The 16,039-nt window shown below is 71.0% G+C and carries 10 protein-coding genes and 2 pseudogenes; 3 read left to right on the plus strand and 9 right to left on the minus strand.

Features of this window, described 5'->3' with window-relative positions; translation table 11 throughout:
- Positions 1 to 31 precede the first annotated feature (31 nt).
- Together ACXN5W_RS10465 and ACXN5W_RS10470 are read left to right on the plus strand one after the other, a co-directional pair.
- A pseudogene (locus ACXN5W_RS10465) lies at positions 32 to 862 on the plus strand (ParB/RepB/Spo0J family partition protein); the annotation flags it as partial.
- Between the two features lie 1,700 nt (positions 863 to 2,562).
- Positions 2,563 to 3,471, plus strand: a pseudogene (locus ACXN5W_RS10470) (hypothetical protein); the annotation flags it as partial.
- A 642-nt stretch (positions 3,472 to 4,113) separates the two neighbouring features.
- Here ACXN5W_RS10470 and ACXN5W_RS10475 read toward each other — a convergent pair.
- Positions 4,114 to 5,133, minus strand: coding sequence for a D-alanine--D-alanine ligase family protein (locus ACXN5W_RS10475; RefSeq protein ID WP_473157999.1), 1,020 nt, complete (start codon positions 5,131 to 5,133; stop codon positions 4,114 to 4,116).
- A 7-nt stretch (positions 5,134 to 5,140) separates the two neighbouring features.
- The gene (locus tag ACXN5W_RS10480) at positions 5,141 to 6,445 is read right to left on the minus strand and encodes an aminotransferase-like domain-containing protein (protein ID WP_473158056.1); all 1,305 of its coding nucleotides are present in this window, start codon (positions 6,443 to 6,445) and stop codon (positions 5,141 to 5,143) included.
- A gap of 252 nt (positions 6,446 to 6,697) precedes the next feature.
- On the opposite strand from ACXN5W_RS10480, the gene ACXN5W_RS10485 reads away from it, so the two are divergent.
- Positions 6,698 to 7,357, plus strand: a complete 660-nt coding sequence (locus ACXN5W_RS10485) for a GNAT family N-acetyltransferase (protein WP_473158000.1) — start codon at positions 6,698 to 6,700, stop codon at positions 7,355 to 7,357.
- A 145-nt stretch (positions 7,358 to 7,502) separates the two neighbouring features.
- On the opposite strand, the gene ACXN5W_RS10490 is transcribed toward ACXN5W_RS10485, so the two are convergent.
- From ACXN5W_RS10490 to murJ, 7 genes are all read right to left on the minus strand, one after another.
- Complete coding sequence (locus ACXN5W_RS10490; RefSeq protein WP_473158001.1) at positions 7,503 to 8,663, minus strand: N-acetylmuramoyl-L-alanine amidase; 1,161 nt, start codon at positions 8,661 to 8,663, stop codon at positions 7,503 to 7,505.
- A 185-nt stretch (positions 8,664 to 8,848) separates the two neighbouring features.
- Positions 8,849 to 9,172, minus strand: a complete 324-nt coding sequence (gene trxA, locus ACXN5W_RS10495) for a thioredoxin (RefSeq protein WP_473158002.1) — start codon at positions 9,170 to 9,172, stop codon at positions 8,849 to 8,851.
- 34 nt (positions 9,173 to 9,206) lie between these two features.
- The gene (gene trxB, locus ACXN5W_RS10500; protein WP_473158003.1) at positions 9,207 to 10,160 is read right to left on the minus strand and encodes a thioredoxin-disulfide reductase; all 954 of its coding nucleotides are present in this window, start codon (positions 10,158 to 10,160) and stop codon (positions 9,207 to 9,209) included.
- Between the two features lie 182 nt (positions 10,161 to 10,342).
- Positions 10,343 to 11,482 carry a hypothetical protein gene (locus ACXN5W_RS10505; protein WP_473158004.1) on the minus strand — a complete coding sequence of 380 codons (1,140 nt, stop codon included), beginning with the start codon at positions 11,480 to 11,482 and terminating at the stop codon, positions 10,343 to 10,345.
- Positions 11,479 to 12,243: an RNA polymerase sigma factor SigM gene (gene sigM / locus ACXN5W_RS10510; RefSeq protein ID WP_473158005.1), complete on the minus strand. Its 765-nt coding sequence runs from the start codon at positions 12,241 to 12,243 to the stop codon at positions 11,479 to 11,481. Before sigM ends, ACXN5W_RS10505 begins: the two co-directional genes overlap by 4 nt.
- A 34-nt stretch (positions 12,244 to 12,277) precedes the next feature.
- The gene (locus ACXN5W_RS10515; RefSeq protein WP_473158006.1) at positions 12,278 to 13,894 is read right to left on the minus strand and encodes a protein kinase family protein; all 1,617 of its coding nucleotides are present in this window, start codon (positions 13,892 to 13,894) and stop codon (positions 12,278 to 12,280) included.
- Positions 13,895 to 14,260: 366 nt separating this feature from the next.
- Positions 14,261 to 16,030 (minus strand): murein biosynthesis integral membrane protein MurJ, encoded by a 1,770-nt coding sequence (murJ, locus tag ACXN5W_RS10520; protein WP_473158007.1) that lies wholly within the window; start codon positions 16,028 to 16,030, stop codon positions 14,261 to 14,263.
- Between the last annotated feature and the right edge of the window lie 9 nt (positions 16,031 to 16,039).

The following is a 16,039-nucleotide window of genomic DNA, read 5'->3' on the forward strand; positions in this document are numbered from 1 at the left end:
AGCCCCGGCACCGATCGGCTTCGACTCCCAGTTGGCGCCGGTGCCCGGTGCCAGGTTCGCGGAGATACCGGTCGGGTCGATCGTGCCGAACCCCAAACAGCCCCGCCAGGTCTTCGACGAGGAGGCCCTGGCGGAGCTGAAGAGCTCGATCGAGCAGGTCGGGTTCCTACAGCCGATCGTGGTCCGGCAACTCAACGATGAACAGTACGAGCTGGTGATGGGTGAGCGGCGCTGGCGAGCCGCCCAGGCCGTCGGCCGGGAGTCGATTCCGGCGATCGTCCGGGACACCCGCGACGACGCGATGCTCCGCGACGCCCTTCTGGAGAACATCCACCGGGCCAACCTCAACCCGCTGGAAGAGGCAGCCGCGTACCAGCAGCTGCTTGAGGAGTTCGGCGCGACACACGAGGAGCTGGCCCGCCGGATCGGGCGGAGCCGCCCGCAGATCTCCAACACCCTCCGGTTGCTCAACCTGCCGCCCCAGGTGCAGCGCCGGGTCGCCGCCGGGGTGCTGTCCGCCGGTCATGCTCGGGCGTTGTTGAGGCTGGAGGACGGCTCGGCCCAGGACGCGCTGGCACACCGCATCGTGGCTGAGGGGCTTTCCGTACGGGCCACCGAAGAAATGGTGTCGCTGACCATCGGGGACGATTCCACCGAGAAAGCCGCTCCCGCGAAGCGCCGACCCAAGCCACACGCGCCAGGGCTGACCGATCTCGCTGACCGGTTGTCCGACCGCTTCGATACGAGGGTGAAGGTCGACCTCGGGCGCTCCAAGGGGAAGATCACCATCGAGTTCGCCACCGTGGACGATCTGGAGCGGATCGTCGGCCTCATCGGCGTGGACGAGCAGCCCGGGGAGTGACCGCGTGGGCGATCCGGCTGTGTCGGATCGCCCACCGTCCACGGCGACGCCACCAGCCCTTCGGGAGCTGAAAATCCAGGCGTACGGAAGCCGCCGACAGCGCCAGCCGGACCAGCACCTGGATGCCGGCGGTCATCAGCACGATCTCGCCATCGGGAGCCGGGCCTGGCAGCGGAGGCCGGACCGCTCAGGCGGTTCTGTTTCACGTGAAACGGTCGCAGGCAACGGTGCCGTTGTGACGGCTGACCGCAGACTCACGGAGCCGAAGCAGCATCTGTTGCGGCGGTCAGGCTGCGGACCGGTTGATCTTGCTGCGGTCGGTCGGCATTCCTGGATTGCGAGGAACCCTGGGCTTGGTCCTGGTGCCCTGTGTCAAAGCCCTGGCCGGCCTGCGTCAGGCCCAGGCGGCGTCCGACGGCGTTGACGGCTCGTCCGGATACGACTCCGGTATCCGGACGAGCCTCCGCCTTGCCGGACGCCGCCCTGGCCTCCGCTGGACTCCGCCTCGGCTCGACCGAAGACTCTGCCCCAGGCCCTGGTCGTCTGCGCAGAGTTGATGACAGGTAGCAGAGTTGATGGCCAGGTATCGGTGTCTCCCCGATCGAACGGGATGCCGGTGCGGTGCGATGGGCGAGTCCCCGCCGATCCTGAGTGCGGCGGGACGGTTGGGGCACACGACGGACCCGTGTCCCGGCCCGCCACCGACGGATCGTGCCAAGGATCGACCGGTTCTTCGGCCCTCCCAGGGCGATCGATCGTTCGGCCCGCGAGGATCTGCGGCGGCCAGTGGTAGTCAGCTCGGTTTCGGCTCAGCATTCAGCCCGGCGGGGCACGCCGGCCCGTCCCTGAGCCCGAGTGGGCGTACGGGCCCGTTTCACGTGAAACATCGCGTCGAGGAGGGACCTGGTGCCGGGTCCGGCTCGGCCGGATGTTGGACCCCGGTACGGTTCCAGCCGACCTCGCGCGTCGACCCGGGCCGACCCCGACTTCGGACCTCGGACCTGACCTTGAACCCCGGACCCGACCTCGGACCCCGGACCGCCGGTCTGGTGCAGGGCGGCCGGCTGGAGAATCACTTCTCGTGTCCGCCGTTACGGTCCGCTGCCGCGCTCAGTCGACGCGGCATCGACGGGACCGCTCGTCTCGGCCGGCCGTCAGGCGGGTGACGCGGATCGTCGGAATTCGGGTGTCGGGCCCGAGGAGGGGCGATGACCGGCTTCCGGGTCGATGTTTCCAAAAGATATCCACAGGCGCACACGCATGGCTACACGGGGTTTCACGTGAAACGAGGGTGCCTGTGGATAACCCCTGTGGATTACCGGAGCTGCACCCAACCTGTGGATGACACCCCTGTCCACGGCGAGTGTGGTCGACGCACACTGGTCGTTCTGCCCATCCGACCCCGGGTCGCGTCAGAGAAAACCGCCACTCAGCGTGAGCGCCGGGCCTGGTCGTCCGTGGGCTGATCCGGTCGTTCCGGGCTCCACTGTCGGTCCCGGGAGTGCCTGGACCGGTACTCAGCGGCCGAGCCCCGTCGGCCATCCCGAGCGCCGATCCGGTGAACCATCGGCCCTACTTGACCGCCTACGGAAGTCCGATCGACCGCTACTTGACCGCCTACGGAAGTCCGATCGACCGGCCCCGACCGAGACCCTTTCGGGGTGGGGACAGCCGTCGGCAAAGGGGCTAGGGTCAGCCTCGTGCCCCACACCCCTCCCTCTCTTCCCGACTTCACCAGATGGCCGTCCTTTCCCTTCGAGGGCGACCTGCGAGTCAAACAGGTAAACGATCCAGTGGCCGTCGAGCCACCCCGCAAGGGCGAGGATGCTGGCGAATGTACGGCGTGCGGCGCGCCCGATGAGGCGTACATCTGGGTCAGCGACCGCTGGCGGGTCCGCACCATGGACCGGCCTACGGGCCTGCCGGTGGTGCTCATCCTGGAGTCACGGTCGCATCTTGATCTCGGCGATCTCCCGAACCTGCTGGCGGCCGAGCTTGGGGTGATGACCGTCCGGCTCGAACGCGCCATCCGGTCTCTGGACGGTGTGGCGCGGGTCCATGTGAACCGCTGGGGTGACGGCTCCGCTCATCTGCATATCTGGTTCCTCGCCCGGCCGTACGGCCAGCTCCAGCTGAGGGGCACCTTCCTGTCGCTGTGGGACGCGATCCTGCCGCCCATCCCGGAGACGAAGTGGCGGGAGAACCTTTCGATGGTCGCCGCGTGGCTGGCCGAGTTCGGTGGACGCCCACTCGCGGAACCGTCGCGGATCCAGTGGCAGGCGCCAGCCAGCTTCACGACGCAGATCCTGCCGATCGACTCCGAGTCCATCGCCGCCGAGGCCGGTCCCGAACCGGTCACCCGTACGACCGCGGACGAGCAAACCACCCCGGCCGGATCGGCCAGCGAACCGGTTGTCACCGGCTCGACCAGCGAGCCGCATGCCACTGGCTCGGCCAGCGAAGCGGCTACCACCGGGTCGGCCGGGAAACCGGCTCCGGCCGGGCCGGTCGACGATCCGGCGGGGAGTACTGCGGCTGACCGGCGGGTGGCGGACGGACCGGCCGAGAGTGGCAAGGCCGAGGGTCGTCACGCCGAGGACGGGTTGGTGGGGGACGACGCGCTCCGAGCGAGGAACCAGAGCGACCCGATGAGCGACCAGAGCGCCGGGCCCAGCACGTCCAGGGTGAGTGGTACGCCGAGCGCCCGGCGGACGGACAGTGGGCAGAGTGCCCCATCCACCGGCGAGGAGGACCCGACCGTGGCCACCACGACCACCGGTCGGACCAGCAACACCACGAGCGAGCGGGCCACCGCCACGGACCCACGGACCACTACCGGCCCGGGAACCAACGCCGCCACCACCGACCCAGGGAGCACGGACCCAGGGAGCGCAACCAGCCCGGGGAACAACGCCGGGGCCACGAATCCTAGGGGCGACGGTGCGGGTTCGAGTGGCGTCACCGGATCCGGAAGCGACGGAGGCCGAGTCGGCCCCACGGCGGACCGGGACTGAGGCGTCGGTGGGTAGCACCACCGTCGAGGGCACCGCGCTACCCGAGCCGTCAAGGGTGCTGTTCCACGTGAAACAGCGCCGTTGACGGCTCGGGTACATCCACACCGAGGTGGGCCGGACGCTGGAGACGGCTCGGCGCCGCGCCAACTCCGGCGGTGATGCCATCGACCCGCCGGCAGGACGGCCGCGCTGGGTCGCGCGACCGGACGGGGCTCACCAGGATTCTGGTACGAGCTGTCAGCTCGCCCGGGTGGCAGCCCGGGAGACAAGCGTCCCGAGCAGGGAACCGAGATCGAGTCCGGCGGCCTTTACGGCGAGCGGCAGCAGTGACGTCTCGGTCATGCCGGGCGAGACGTTCACCTCCAGCACGTGCACCTCGCCGGCCTCGTCCACGATGAGGTCGACCCGGGACAGGTCGCGCAGGCCAAGTGCCGTGTGTGCGGCCACCGCGGTCTCGGCGACCCGCTCGGCGACCTCGTCCGGCAGTCGGGCGGGTGTGTGCCAGGTGGTGAGCCCCGCGGTGTATCGGGCCGCGTAGTCGTAGACCCCATCCTGCGGAACGATCTCGACCGCCGGCAGTGCCCGAGGCCCGTCACCGAGGTCGACCACCGACACCCCGAGATCCATCCCCGGGACGTACCGCTCGACGAGCGCGGTTGAGTCGTACGCGAAGCAGCCCACCATCGCGGCCGGCAACTCGGCGGCATCCCGGACCACGGCGGCACCCAGACCCGATCCGCCCTGCGCCGGCTTGACCATCAACGGCAGGCCCAACCGGTCGACGATCCGGTCGAGCACGGCGACGGCACCGAGTTCCGAGAACCGGTCGTGCGGCAGGGCCACCCAGTCGGGCGTGGGGATACCGGCCTCCCGGAGCACCGCCTTGGCCGATGGCTTGTCCCAGGCCAGCCGGGACGAGCGGGCATCACAACCGACGTACGGCACCCCGCAGAGATCCAGCACGCCACGTAGCGAGCCGTCCTCGCCGGTGGCGCCGTGCAGGGCGATCACCACGGCGTCCGGCGGGTCTCCGGCGAGCGTCGGCAGCAGGGCCGAGTCGGCGTCCCGCAACTCGGCCTCGATCCCGGAGGATCGCAGCGCGTCCAGCACCCGGCGACCTGATCGCAGCGACACGTCCCGCTCGTACGACAGTCCACCCGCCAGCACCAGCACGCGGAGTTCGGTGACGGCCCGGTTGCTGTTGGGGCTGACCCGCGTGGCGGGCACGGTCGATTCGTCGACGGAGTTACTGCTCATGCGGGAATCATGCCAAGTGGGTACGCGGGTCCCGGGGGTCGACCCCGGTGCGACCGCCGATGGAGGTGCCGAAGACGCGACGCATCGCGATCTCCTCCTCCATCACCCCCGACAGGCGACGGACGCCCTCCCGGATCCGCTCCGGGGACGGGAACGAGAAATTGAGCCGCATGTTGCCCACGCCCGACCCGTCGGCGTAGAAGCCGATGCCGGGCACGTAGGCGACCCGGGCGGCGATCGCCCGCGGCACCATCGCCTTCGCGTCGAGGCCCTCGGGCAGGGTGGCCCAGACGAACAGTCCGCCCTTGGGCTCGGTCCAGGTGGTGCCCTCGGGCATCAGATCGGTCAGCGCGGTGAGCAGGGCGTCGCGGCGTTCCCGGTAGATCTCCCGGTAGACCTTCAACTGTTGCCGCCACGGCATCGTGGACAGGTAGGTGGTGATGGCGGCCTGAGCGAAGGCGCTCGGGCAGAGCACCTGGGCCTCGTTGGCGATCACCAGCTTGTCGCGTACCGCGTGGGGCGCGAGGATCCACCCGACCCGCAGCCCCGGTCCGAACGTCTTCGAGAACGTGCTCAGGTAGAAGACGCCCTCCCGGCGCCTCGCCCGCAGCGGTGCCGGCGCCTCGCCGTCGAACCCCAACTGGCCGTACGGGTCGTCCTCCACCACCAGCAGTCCGGCCCGCTCGCAGATGTCCAACACCCGCTCGCGGCGTTCCTCGGTCAGGGTGACGCCGGCCGGGTTCTGGTAGGTCGGGATGGTGTAGAGGAACTTGACCCGCCGGCCCGACCGCGCGGTCTCGGCGATGGCGGCCTCCAGCGCCTCCGGCACCAGGCCGTCGGCGTCCATCGGTACGTGTACCACGTGAGCCTGGGCGGACTGGAACACCCCGAGCGCACCCACGTAGGTCGGCCCCTCGGCCAGCACGACGTCGCCGGGATCGAGGAACAGCCGGGCGATCAGGTCGAGGGCCTGCTGGCCGCCGACGGTCACCACCACGTCCTCGGGGGACGCGCCGCAGCTCGCGTCGATCCCGGAGAGTGCCATGACCTCGCAGATCCGTTCGCGCAACTCCAGCGTGCCCTGGCCGATGCCGTACTGGAGAGTGCTGGTGCCGTGCTCGGAGGCGAGCCGGCCCATCATCTCGCCGACGGCGTCCAGCGGCAGGGCGTCGATGTACGGTGCGCCGCCGGCCAACGACACGACCTCCGGACGGCTCGCCACCGCGAACAGGGCCCGGATTTCCGATGCGGTCATCCCGCGTACCCGCTGGGCATACCGGTCGGTGTAGTCGTCGAGCGTCGTGCCGGTCACTGACATCACCTCGATCGTGTCGCCAGCCGTCCGGCGACAAGGGCGAAACCGCTGGTTGATCGATCGTAAACCCTCTGTACCCGTGGAGTACCCCTACCTTGAGCCCGGTCCACATGGCGGACCGGGGGAATTGCCGCCGTCCCCTCCCGGGGGATGGCGGTTCCGGCGTACGATCGCTCGTCGGGGGCCAGGAGACGGCGGGATGCCGATTCGCGACATTCCGACCTCTCCCCGGAGTGTGGGGATACGCCAATGTCACGACGGCTGGTCAGCCTGACCCTCGACACGCTCGAGGATCTGCCCCGGCCCTGCCGGCGGTGCGTCTACTGGGAACTCGACCCGGTGGCCGCGGACCGGGCCTGTGCCGCCGGGGACCCGGCGCTGGAAAAGGAGGCCTGGGTCTCCCAGACGCTCCTGGAGTGGGGCTCCTGCGGCAAACTCGTGTACGTCGACGGTATGCCGGCCGGCTTCGTCATGTACGCCCCGCCGGCCTACGTACCGCGATCCATGGCCTTCCCCACCTCGCCGGTCTCGGCCGACGCCGCGCTGCTGACCACCGCGCACATCGTGGCCGCCTTCGCCGGTGGCGGGCTCGGCCGGATGCTGGTCCAGGGGGTGGCCCGTGACCTCACCAAGCGCGGAGTGAAGGCCATCGAGGCGTTCGGGGACGCGAGGTTCGGCGAGGCGGACGACGAGGCGAGCGGCTGCGTGGCGCCGGCCGACTTCTTCCTGTCGGTGGGCTTCAAGACGGTCCGGCCACATCCCCGGTATCCCCGGCTGCGGCTGGAGCTGCGAACCGCGCTGTCCTGGAAGTCCGATGTCGAGTACGCGCTGGAGAAGCTGCTCGGCTCGATGAGCCCGGAGACGCTGCTGCGACCCGTCCGCCCGGCCACCCGCTCCACCGTCGGCTGACCGGACGGCCCCGGCTTCACCGTCGGCTGACCGGACGGCCCCGGCCTCACCGTCACGCCGCCCGGCCGGCTGGCCCCGGCTGCCAGCGGGGCCGAGTCGGACCGGCTGGTGGGGAACCGCCCCGGACCCGGGTGCCGCGGTTCGGCTAACGGACCGCCCCGGACGCCAGGGCCGAGCGCAACTCCCGGACATCTATCGACCCGGTCGGCACGTCCTGCTCCACCGGGAAGTACATCCGCTGCACGGCGGCCACCACCGCGTCCACCGTGCGGTCCCGGAATCTCGGATCCACCAGCCGCGCCCGGTCCAACGGTGAGGTCAGATAGCCCAGGTCGACCCGCACCGCGGGCATCCGGGTCAGCCGGAGCAGTTCCCAGGTCTTCGCGTGCGTACGGCAGTCCCGCAGCCCCGTCCGGGCCACGATCTCCCGCAGCACCAGCCCGGCCAGGCGTTCACCGGCGGTCGACGTGACCCCGCTGCCGGTGCCGTAGTGGTACGCGGCCACACCGTCGGCCTCCGGATTGGCATGCCCGTCGACGTGCAGCGAAATCAGCAGGTCGCCGCCGAGTTCGTTGGCCAGGCCGGCACGGGCCAGGTCGGACAGCGCGGCCGTCGGCGCCGGCCCTCGGGTCAGGTGTACCCGCATCCCCGCCGCCGCCAGCCGACCCTCCAGGCGACTGGCCAGGTCGTACGCCAGATCCGCCTCGGTCCACCGCAGCGCGCCCTCGGGCACCACCACGCCCGGATCCACCCCGCCGTGCCCCGGGTCGATGACGATCACCTTGCCGACCAGGTCGGGACCCGACTGCCGGAAGGCGTCGGCCTCGCGCAGCCACTGCGGGCGTCCGCCAACCACCTTGCGACCCAGCCGGCGCAGCGCGTTCATGGTCTGCGGTCCGCAGGCACCGTCGGGGGTCAGCCCGACCTCGCGCTGGAACTGGGCCAGCGCCCGCGCGGTCCGGGGACCGTAGATGCTGTCGGCGTAGCCGACGTCGTACCCCATTTCCAGCAGGCGTTCTTGGAGCGCCCGCACGTCCTCGCCGCGCAGCGCGGTCGGGACGGCGTGGTAGAGGGTTCGCGCGCCCAGCCGCCACCGCGCGGCCTCCAGCGCCCGCCACGTCTCGGCGCCCACCCGCCCGTCCACGCTCAGCCCACGACTCTGCTGGAACACGCGTACGGCCTGCTCGGTGGCCTCGTCGAAGTCGTCGGCACCCCCGGACCGTCGATCGAGCAGATCCAGGCCGACCAGCAGGCCACGGATCTCCCGTACGGCCGGGCTGCGGTCGCCACGTCGAATCGGGCGCACGGTTGACCTCCTCTGCCTGTCGTGGCGGCAGCTTCCGGAGCCTAGCGCGGGACCGCGCGGCATCCCGGTGGTTCCGCCCGGTACCTCGGCTTTCCCGGAAAATCAGGTACCTCGGGTTTCCCGGAAAACAAGCGTGCGCCCGCATCCGGCGGGATGCGGGCGCACCGGTGACACGATTCAGCGGGTCACAGCGCCGCTTCGATCAGGCGGACCAGGTCCCCCTTGGGCTTCGCGCCGGCCACCGACTGCACGGGCTGACCACCCTTGAAGACCGTCAGGGTCGGCACCGACATCACCCGGTACGCCATGGCGGTTTCCGGGTTCTCGTCGATGTTCAGCTTCACGATGGTGACCTTGTCGCCCATCTCGCCGGCGATCTCCTCCAGCAGGGGAGCGACCTTACGGCACGGAGCACACCATTCGGCCCAGAAGTCCACCAGGACCGGCTTGTCGGACTGCAGCACAGCGCTGGCGAAATTGGCGTCGGTGACCGCCTGTGTTGCTCCCACTGAACCCTCCTCGGGGTGTTTGGTACGGGGTTGTTCAGACTTCCAACGTTGCGAGGAACCGCTCGGCGTCCAGTGCCGCGGCACAGCCGGTGCCGGCCGCGGTGATCGCCTGCCGGTAGGTGTGATCCACCACGTCGCCGGCGGCGAAGACACCCGGGATGCTGGTGTGGGTGGTCGGGGCGTCGACCTTGACGTAGCCGTCGGCGTCCAGCTCGACCTGATCACCGAACAGTTCGCTGCGCGGGTCGTGACCGATGGCGACGAAGACACCCGTGACGTCCAGCACCTTCGTCTCCCCGGTGTGGGTGTTGAGCACCCGCACCCCGGTGACCTTGCCGTCCGCGCCCAGGACCTCCTCGACCACGGTGTTCCACTCCACCCGGATCTTCTCGTTGGCGAGCGCCCGGTCCGCCATGATCTTGCTGGCCCGGAACTCGTGGCGCCGGTGGATGATCGTGACCGTGTCGGCGAACTTGGTGAGGAAGGTGGCCTCCTCCATCGCCGAGTCCCCGCCGCCGACCACCACGATGTGCTGGTTGCGGAAGAAGAAGCCGTCACAGGTGGCACACGACGAGACGCCGTGGCCGAGGTATTCCTGTTCGCCCGGCACGCCCAGCGGGCGCCAGGCCGAACCGGTGGCGAGGATGACCGCGCGGGCCCGGTAGACGGTCTCGCCGACCCGCACCACGTGGGTGGCGTCGGAGCCGGGCCGACCGGTGTCGACCAGTTCCACCGAGGTGACGTCGTCGGTGAGGAACTCGGCGCCGAAGCGCTCAGCCTGCTTGCGCATCGAGTCCATCAGCTCCGGACCCATGATGCCGTCCGGAAAGCCGGGAAAGTTCTCCACCTCGGTGGTTGTCATCAGGGCGCCACCGGACTGCACGCCCTCGATGATGAGCGGGTTGAGGTTGGCGCGCGCGGCGTAGACCGCCGCGGTGTAGCCGGCCGGCCCCGAGCCGATGATGATCAGGTTGCGGACCTCGTCCACTGCCGTCTCCCGATGTGTGTGTGTCCGACCGGTGCGGCGGGTACGACCGGCCGGCGCGGTCGGTTCGCCTGTGCCAGCCGGCCACTGCTGAGCAGAACTCATCGTACGGACCGGAGATTCCCCAGTCGGGCATCCGGTGGGTCACGTCACGTGCTGGGGCAACGCGTCGGTCGCCGGCGCACTCACCCTACCGGTCCGGAATGGCGGGTGTCCGCACCGGCCATGGGCCGGCCACACCCCGGTCCGGCCACCCAGACCCATCGCGCGGCCGTGGCGTCGGTGAAGACGATCACCAGGGACGGCTCACCCTGGTACGCCGCCAGATCGACCCCCTGCACCGTGATCGCCCCGGCGCCGTGCTCGACGGCCACGGCGGCCAGACAGTCGTCCAGGTCCGGACCGGCGGTGAACCGGCTCAGCTGGGCGGGAGCAGTCGGGACCGGTTCGCGTTCCGGTCGCAGACCCGGCTCCGAACCGTCCTGTTCTGTCGGATCTTCACCGGCGCTCGACGGCCCGGTTCCGCTCGGGTCCTCGCCGACCCCTGGCGCTCCACTCAACCCATGGGTCGAGCCGGCATCCGGGGCGCCGGTGAGTTTCGGCGCGTCGCCGGTGGCCTGGCCGAGTACCGCGGTCGCCTGGCCGAGTGCGGCGGACAGGGTGGTGGGCTCGTAGTTGGTGCCGCTGGCCACGGGCTGCCGCGCCGAAGGCGCCCGGACGACCCGTGGCGCGGACGCGCCCTCGGCGTTGCTGGCGCCACTGTCGTCGGTCGTCGAGGTCAGGCCGTCGAACCCACCCGCCAGGCGACCCACCAGCCCGACTCCGCCGAGCGCGGCGACCAGCGCGAGCGCCGCCAGCGGGCGGGGATCCCGGTACCACCGACGGCGAGCACGGTCGCGTCCCCGTGCCGGCGCGGTGGACGGGTCGGACCGGGTGGCCGGGCCGGTCACGCCGGACCCCGGATCGCGGCGTGACGTGGCTGGGCCGTGTACCGGGGGGTCGACATCCGGCCAGTGCGCCGACGCCGGAGTTGCCGGGTCGGTTTCGGCCGTCGTCGCCCGGCGCGGCGGCGGGACCGCGGCGAGGGCCGCGGCGAGCCGGTCGGCCACGTCGGTGGGCATCGGTTCCGGCTCGGCGGCCCAACCGGCCAGTTCGGCGCGTACGGCCTCGGTGGCCGGCGCCAACGCGGCGTACGCGTCGGACCAGGCCGGATCGTCCCGGACGAGGTCCCGTACCCGTGCCTCGTCCGGGGTGCCCGCGAGCGCGCCGCCGAGGTAGTCGGCCAGCAGGTCGAGATCCGCCTCGCTGAGCCCGCCCGCCGTCACAGTTCCTCCTGCCCGTCTGCCACACCCTGGGTCGACCCTGATCGGACGCCGTCCGTCGGGCCGGGGTTCCCTCGGGTGACCGGCGGCACGCCCTGCCGGGGGAACCCGTCGGGCGGGCCTGCCCCAGCGGTGGTCCGGATACCGGGCCGCAGGTAGCCGAGTCGCGCGGCCAGCCGGGCGCGGCCCCGGGCGCAGCGGCTCTTCACGGTGCCCTCGGCGACGCCCAGCAGTGCCGCGGCCTCGGCGACCGGATAGCCCTGCATGTCGACCAGGACCAGCGCCATCCGTTGCTCGGGCGGCAGGTCGGCGAGCGCCTGCCGGACCACCAGGGTGGTGTCATGATCCGGGGTGGGCGCCGCCGGTTCCACCCCGCCACCCCGCCGGCCGCCGGCCGGGGCGGAACCGTCCGGCAACGGAACGGTCGGGTGCGCGCGTCGGCGTCGGAGGCGGTCCAGGCAGGCGTTCACCACGATCCGGTGCAGCCAGGTGGTGACCGCCGAGTCGCCCCGGAACCGCGCCGCCGCCCGGTGCGCGGAGAGCAGCGCGTCCTGTAGGGCGTCGGCCGCCTCCTCGCGGTCGCCGACCGTACGGATCGCCACCGCCCAGAGCCGGTCCCGGTGCCGGCGGAAGAGTTCGCCGAAGGCGTCGGGATCACCCGCGACGTGCGCCCGAAGCAGTTCCGCGTCGGTCGGTTCGTCCGGGTCCGCCGCGTCACCGGGACCGCCGGCACGCGAGCCGGTCCCGGCCGTCCCACCGGTCACCTCGACCGCCGGTACGCGGGACCGGACCTGCCGGTCACAGCCCGTTGACCGTGATCTCCTGGACGCCGATCCGGTAGCGGCCGTCGTCGGTGCGCGGCAGATCGGTGATCCAGAACAACAGGTAGCGGTACTTCTGGTCCGGGTCGAAGGCCGAGAACGACATGGTGGGCGCCTCGTACTTCTCCAGCTTCTCGCCGATCCGCTTCGTGAAGGCGGAGATGACCTGCTGGTCGGCGGACTTGCTGCTCTCGGCCGGGGCCGAGTCGCCGGTCCGCAGTTCGGCACTGGCGCCCGGCGAGGAGAGCTGGACCTGCACCGAGGAGACCGTCCGGGCCTGGCCCAGATCGATCAGGATCCCCATGCCGTCCTTCAGGTTGCCGAAGTTGGATCGACTCCGGTATCCCTGCGTCTGCCAGCCCTCGTTCGGATCACCATCGACGACCTTCTCGACGTCCCGCAGCTCGGTGCGGTCGCCCTGCGGATCGATGACCCGTACCTGGTTGCCCTTCAGCGCGATCGGCTTGGGCTTCTCCTGCGCCGCCACGGAAGGGTCGGCGCTGACGCCCGGCTGGCTCGACGGGCTTGTCCCGCCGCCCCCGCCGTCGGCCGTACCACCGCCGGTCAGCGCGTTGATGCCGAAGATCAGCCCGACCAGGGCGATCACCAGGAGGCCGGCCACGCCCACCGCGATCTTCCGCCGGCCGCCCGGGTTCGACACCGAACCGTCGTCGTCCCGCCCGGCGAACCGGAGCGGTCCGCTGTCGTCGAGGTACGGGTCGTCGACCACGTCGAGCCGGCCGAGTTCCGCCGCGAGGACATCCGACGACGGTGGTTCGAGCGTCGGGTCGAGCAGGTCCATCGTCAGATCGTCCAGGTACGCGGGCACCCCGGCCCGGGCCTGGCGCGGCGCCACGAGCGTGCCGCTGGAGTCGCGTACCGCGTCCGGCAGGTTGGCCCGACCGCGGCCCTCGGTGCCGCCGGTCAGCGTCGCCTCGGCGTGCGGCCAGTGGCCGGTGAGGGCGAAGTAGAGGATCCCGCCGATCGCGCGTACGTCGGTCACCCGGGTGTCGTTGGCGTCCGCGCGGGCGTCGGCCAGCACCACCCGACCGTCGTCGGCCACCATGATCGTGCCGGGATGGATGTTGCCGTGCACCATGCCGGTGGCGTGTACCGCCGCGACCGCGCCCGCGATCGCGTGGGCGACGCTGGTGGCGCGGGCCGGATCCAGCAGGCCGTCGCGGTTCACCAGCTCGCGCAGGGACCGCCCGTCCACCCACTCGCGCACCACGTACGCCCGGGACTGCTCGTCGATGGCGTCGTAGACGCCCACCAGGTTGGGGTGGATCACCCGGCTCGCCGTGACGGCCGCCTGGAGCATCTCGGTGGCCGAATCCCCACCGGGATAGCGCAGCACGACGGCGACGGGGCGGCGCAGGATGACGTCGATGCCGCGCCAGACCTGGCGCCCGGCGCTGTCGTCGTTGATGTGCTCGGACAGCTCATACCGCTCGGCGAGGACCTCACCGGCGGTCGGCGCACCCACGGAGGTGTCGACGGGAGCGGCTTCTTCCGCCTCCCGACCCTCGCCGACCTGGGTCACCCGTCCTCCCTTGGTGATGGTGCCGATCGATGGATTCCCCTGCTCGGCCATCGGCCTTCCGCTCCGCCGTCCCACACTGTCGCGCCAACGAGTGTCAGCTCGTAGCCTAGGCGCTGTCGGCACTCGCCGAGAGCGACCTTACCCGGCTCAGCCGGATCCCCGACATCTCAACCGGCGTTGCGCCGATCCACTCCACCTGACGGTTCGTTGCCGGACCCGCTCGCCCGTTCTCGCCCGCCCGTTCCCGTCCGCGCCGACGACGCGGGCCAGCGCCAAATCTATCGGTTGGTTTCGGCTGGTTGTTCACCGGGTGTCCGGACGGGTACGCAGCGCTGTCGATTTTCGGAGGTTGGGTGGCGTCCTTCGTTAAGCGGGGGCCCTTCCTATACAAAAAGCGATAACAAGGTGCCCTTCCTTTCACCGGCCGAGGCGGCGGCGGACCATCCCGACCACCTCGGTGATCTCGGTGATCCGCAGCACCGTGGCCAGCGCGAGGTAGGTCACGCCGATCACCCCGCCCCCGATGACCAGCCGGACCAGCGCGGCCAGCCGGCTCAGCTCGGCAGGGTCGCCGGGCAGCACCTTGAGCACCAGCCAGCCCACCAGGGCGGCGCCGAGCGAGGCCACCAGCACCCTGCCGAGGGTCCGCATGATCCGACCGAGCCCGATCAGGCCGACCCGGGGACGCAGCAGCATCGCCGAGACGACGGCCGCCGCCACGTACGACACGGCGTTGCCGAGCATCATGCCGGCCGCCGCGAAGGTGGCCGAGAAGGCGAGGTAGACCCCGATCTGGATGAGCACCCGAAGCACCACCACCGGGATGTTGATCAGCGCCGGCATCCGGGTGTCCGGTAGTGCGTAGAACGCGAAGGTGAAGAGCTGGCTGATCGAGAAGGGGACCAGCCCCACGGCGGCGACCAGCAGCACCGTCGAGGTGGCCGTGGCGTTGGCCCCGGTGAAGGCGCCGTACCGGAACACCACCACGGAGATCGGGCCAGCCAGCACGGCGTAGCAGACGGCGATCGGGGCGAGCACGGCGCTGACCATCCGGGTGCCCCGGGACAGGTCGGCGGTGAGGTCGCGGTACCGACCATCGGCCGCGGCGGCGCTCATCCGGGGCATCAGGGCCGTGATGATCGAGACGGCGATGATCCCGTTCGCCATCATCAGCAGCAGGAACACGTTGTTGTAGATGAACAGGCCGGCCTTGTCGTCACCGCCGGCCCGGGTGAGCAGGTTCACCACCACGAACAGGCCGAGCTGGTTGACCCCGACGTAGCAGAGCATCCAGGCGCTGAGCCGGCCCAGCTCGCTCAGCCCCAGCGCCCGGAAGTCGAACCGCCACCGCCACCGGAAGCCCACCTTGCGCAGTGCCGGCAACAGGCCGGCGGCCTGCACCGCCACCCCGAGCAGGGTCCCGCCGCCGATCAGCAGGATGCGGCCACCACCCATCTGACCGGGCTGGACCGCCTTGGCGCCGAAGACGGCGATGTAGAGGGCACAGACCGCGATGACGACCAGGTTGTTCAGGATCGGCGCCCACATCGGGGCCGCGAAGTGCCCCCGGGTGTTCAGCACGGCGGCCACCAGGGCGCTGATGCCGGTGAAGAACAGCATCGGCAGCATCAGATAGGACAGCGCGGTGACCAGATGCCGGTAGTCCCCGGACTTGCCACCGGCGTACAGGGCGGTCAGCACCGGAGCGCCGAGCAACGCGATCGCGACGGCGACGCCGAGGGCGAGCACGGCGAGCGTGAGCAGCCGCTGGGCGTACGCCTCGCCCCGGTCCGGGTCGGCCTTGCGGCGCCGTACCAAGACCGGGATGAGCACGCTGGTCAGCACGCCGCCGAGCAGGAACTCGTACACCTGGTTGGGCAGGAACTGGGCGGTGGTGTAGGCGTTACCCACCAGCCCGGCGCCGAGTGCGGCGCCGATCATGAGGTTCCGGACGAAGCCGGTGCCCCGGCTGACCAGGCTGCCGATCGCCATGACCGTGCTGTTCGCCGCGGCGCTGCTCTCGGCGACCTGCTCAGGCGGCGGGGCGGTGGCCTCGACGCCCGGTTGGTTGAGTGGCTCGGCCGCGATGAACGACCCGCCGTAGGGCTGGGACAGGCCGTCGTCGACCGGGCGTACGCCGTGGTGGTCGCCAGCGGCGTTCCCGCTCCGGTAGACCCGGCCGCTCATTCGTGCCTC

This window comes from Plantactinospora sp. A48 (genome assembly GCF_055793945.1).

Coding starts and splice junctions, on each gene's coding strand:
- ACXN5W_RS10475 (WP_473157999.1), bottom strand. CDS start 5,133: ATGAGCAGTAACTCCGTCGACGAATCGACCGTGCCCGCCACGCGGGTC.
- ACXN5W_RS10485 (WP_473158000.1), top strand. CDS start 6,698: ATGTCACGACGGCTGGTCAGCCTGACCCTCGACACGCTCGAGGATCTG.
- ACXN5W_RS10515 (WP_473158006.1), bottom strand. CDS start 13,894: ATGGCCGAGCAGGGGAATCCATCGATCGGCACCATCACCAAGGGAGGA.
- murJ (WP_473158007.1), bottom strand. CDS start 16,030: ATGAGCGGCCGGGTCTACCGGAGCGGGAACGCCGCTGGCGACCACCAC.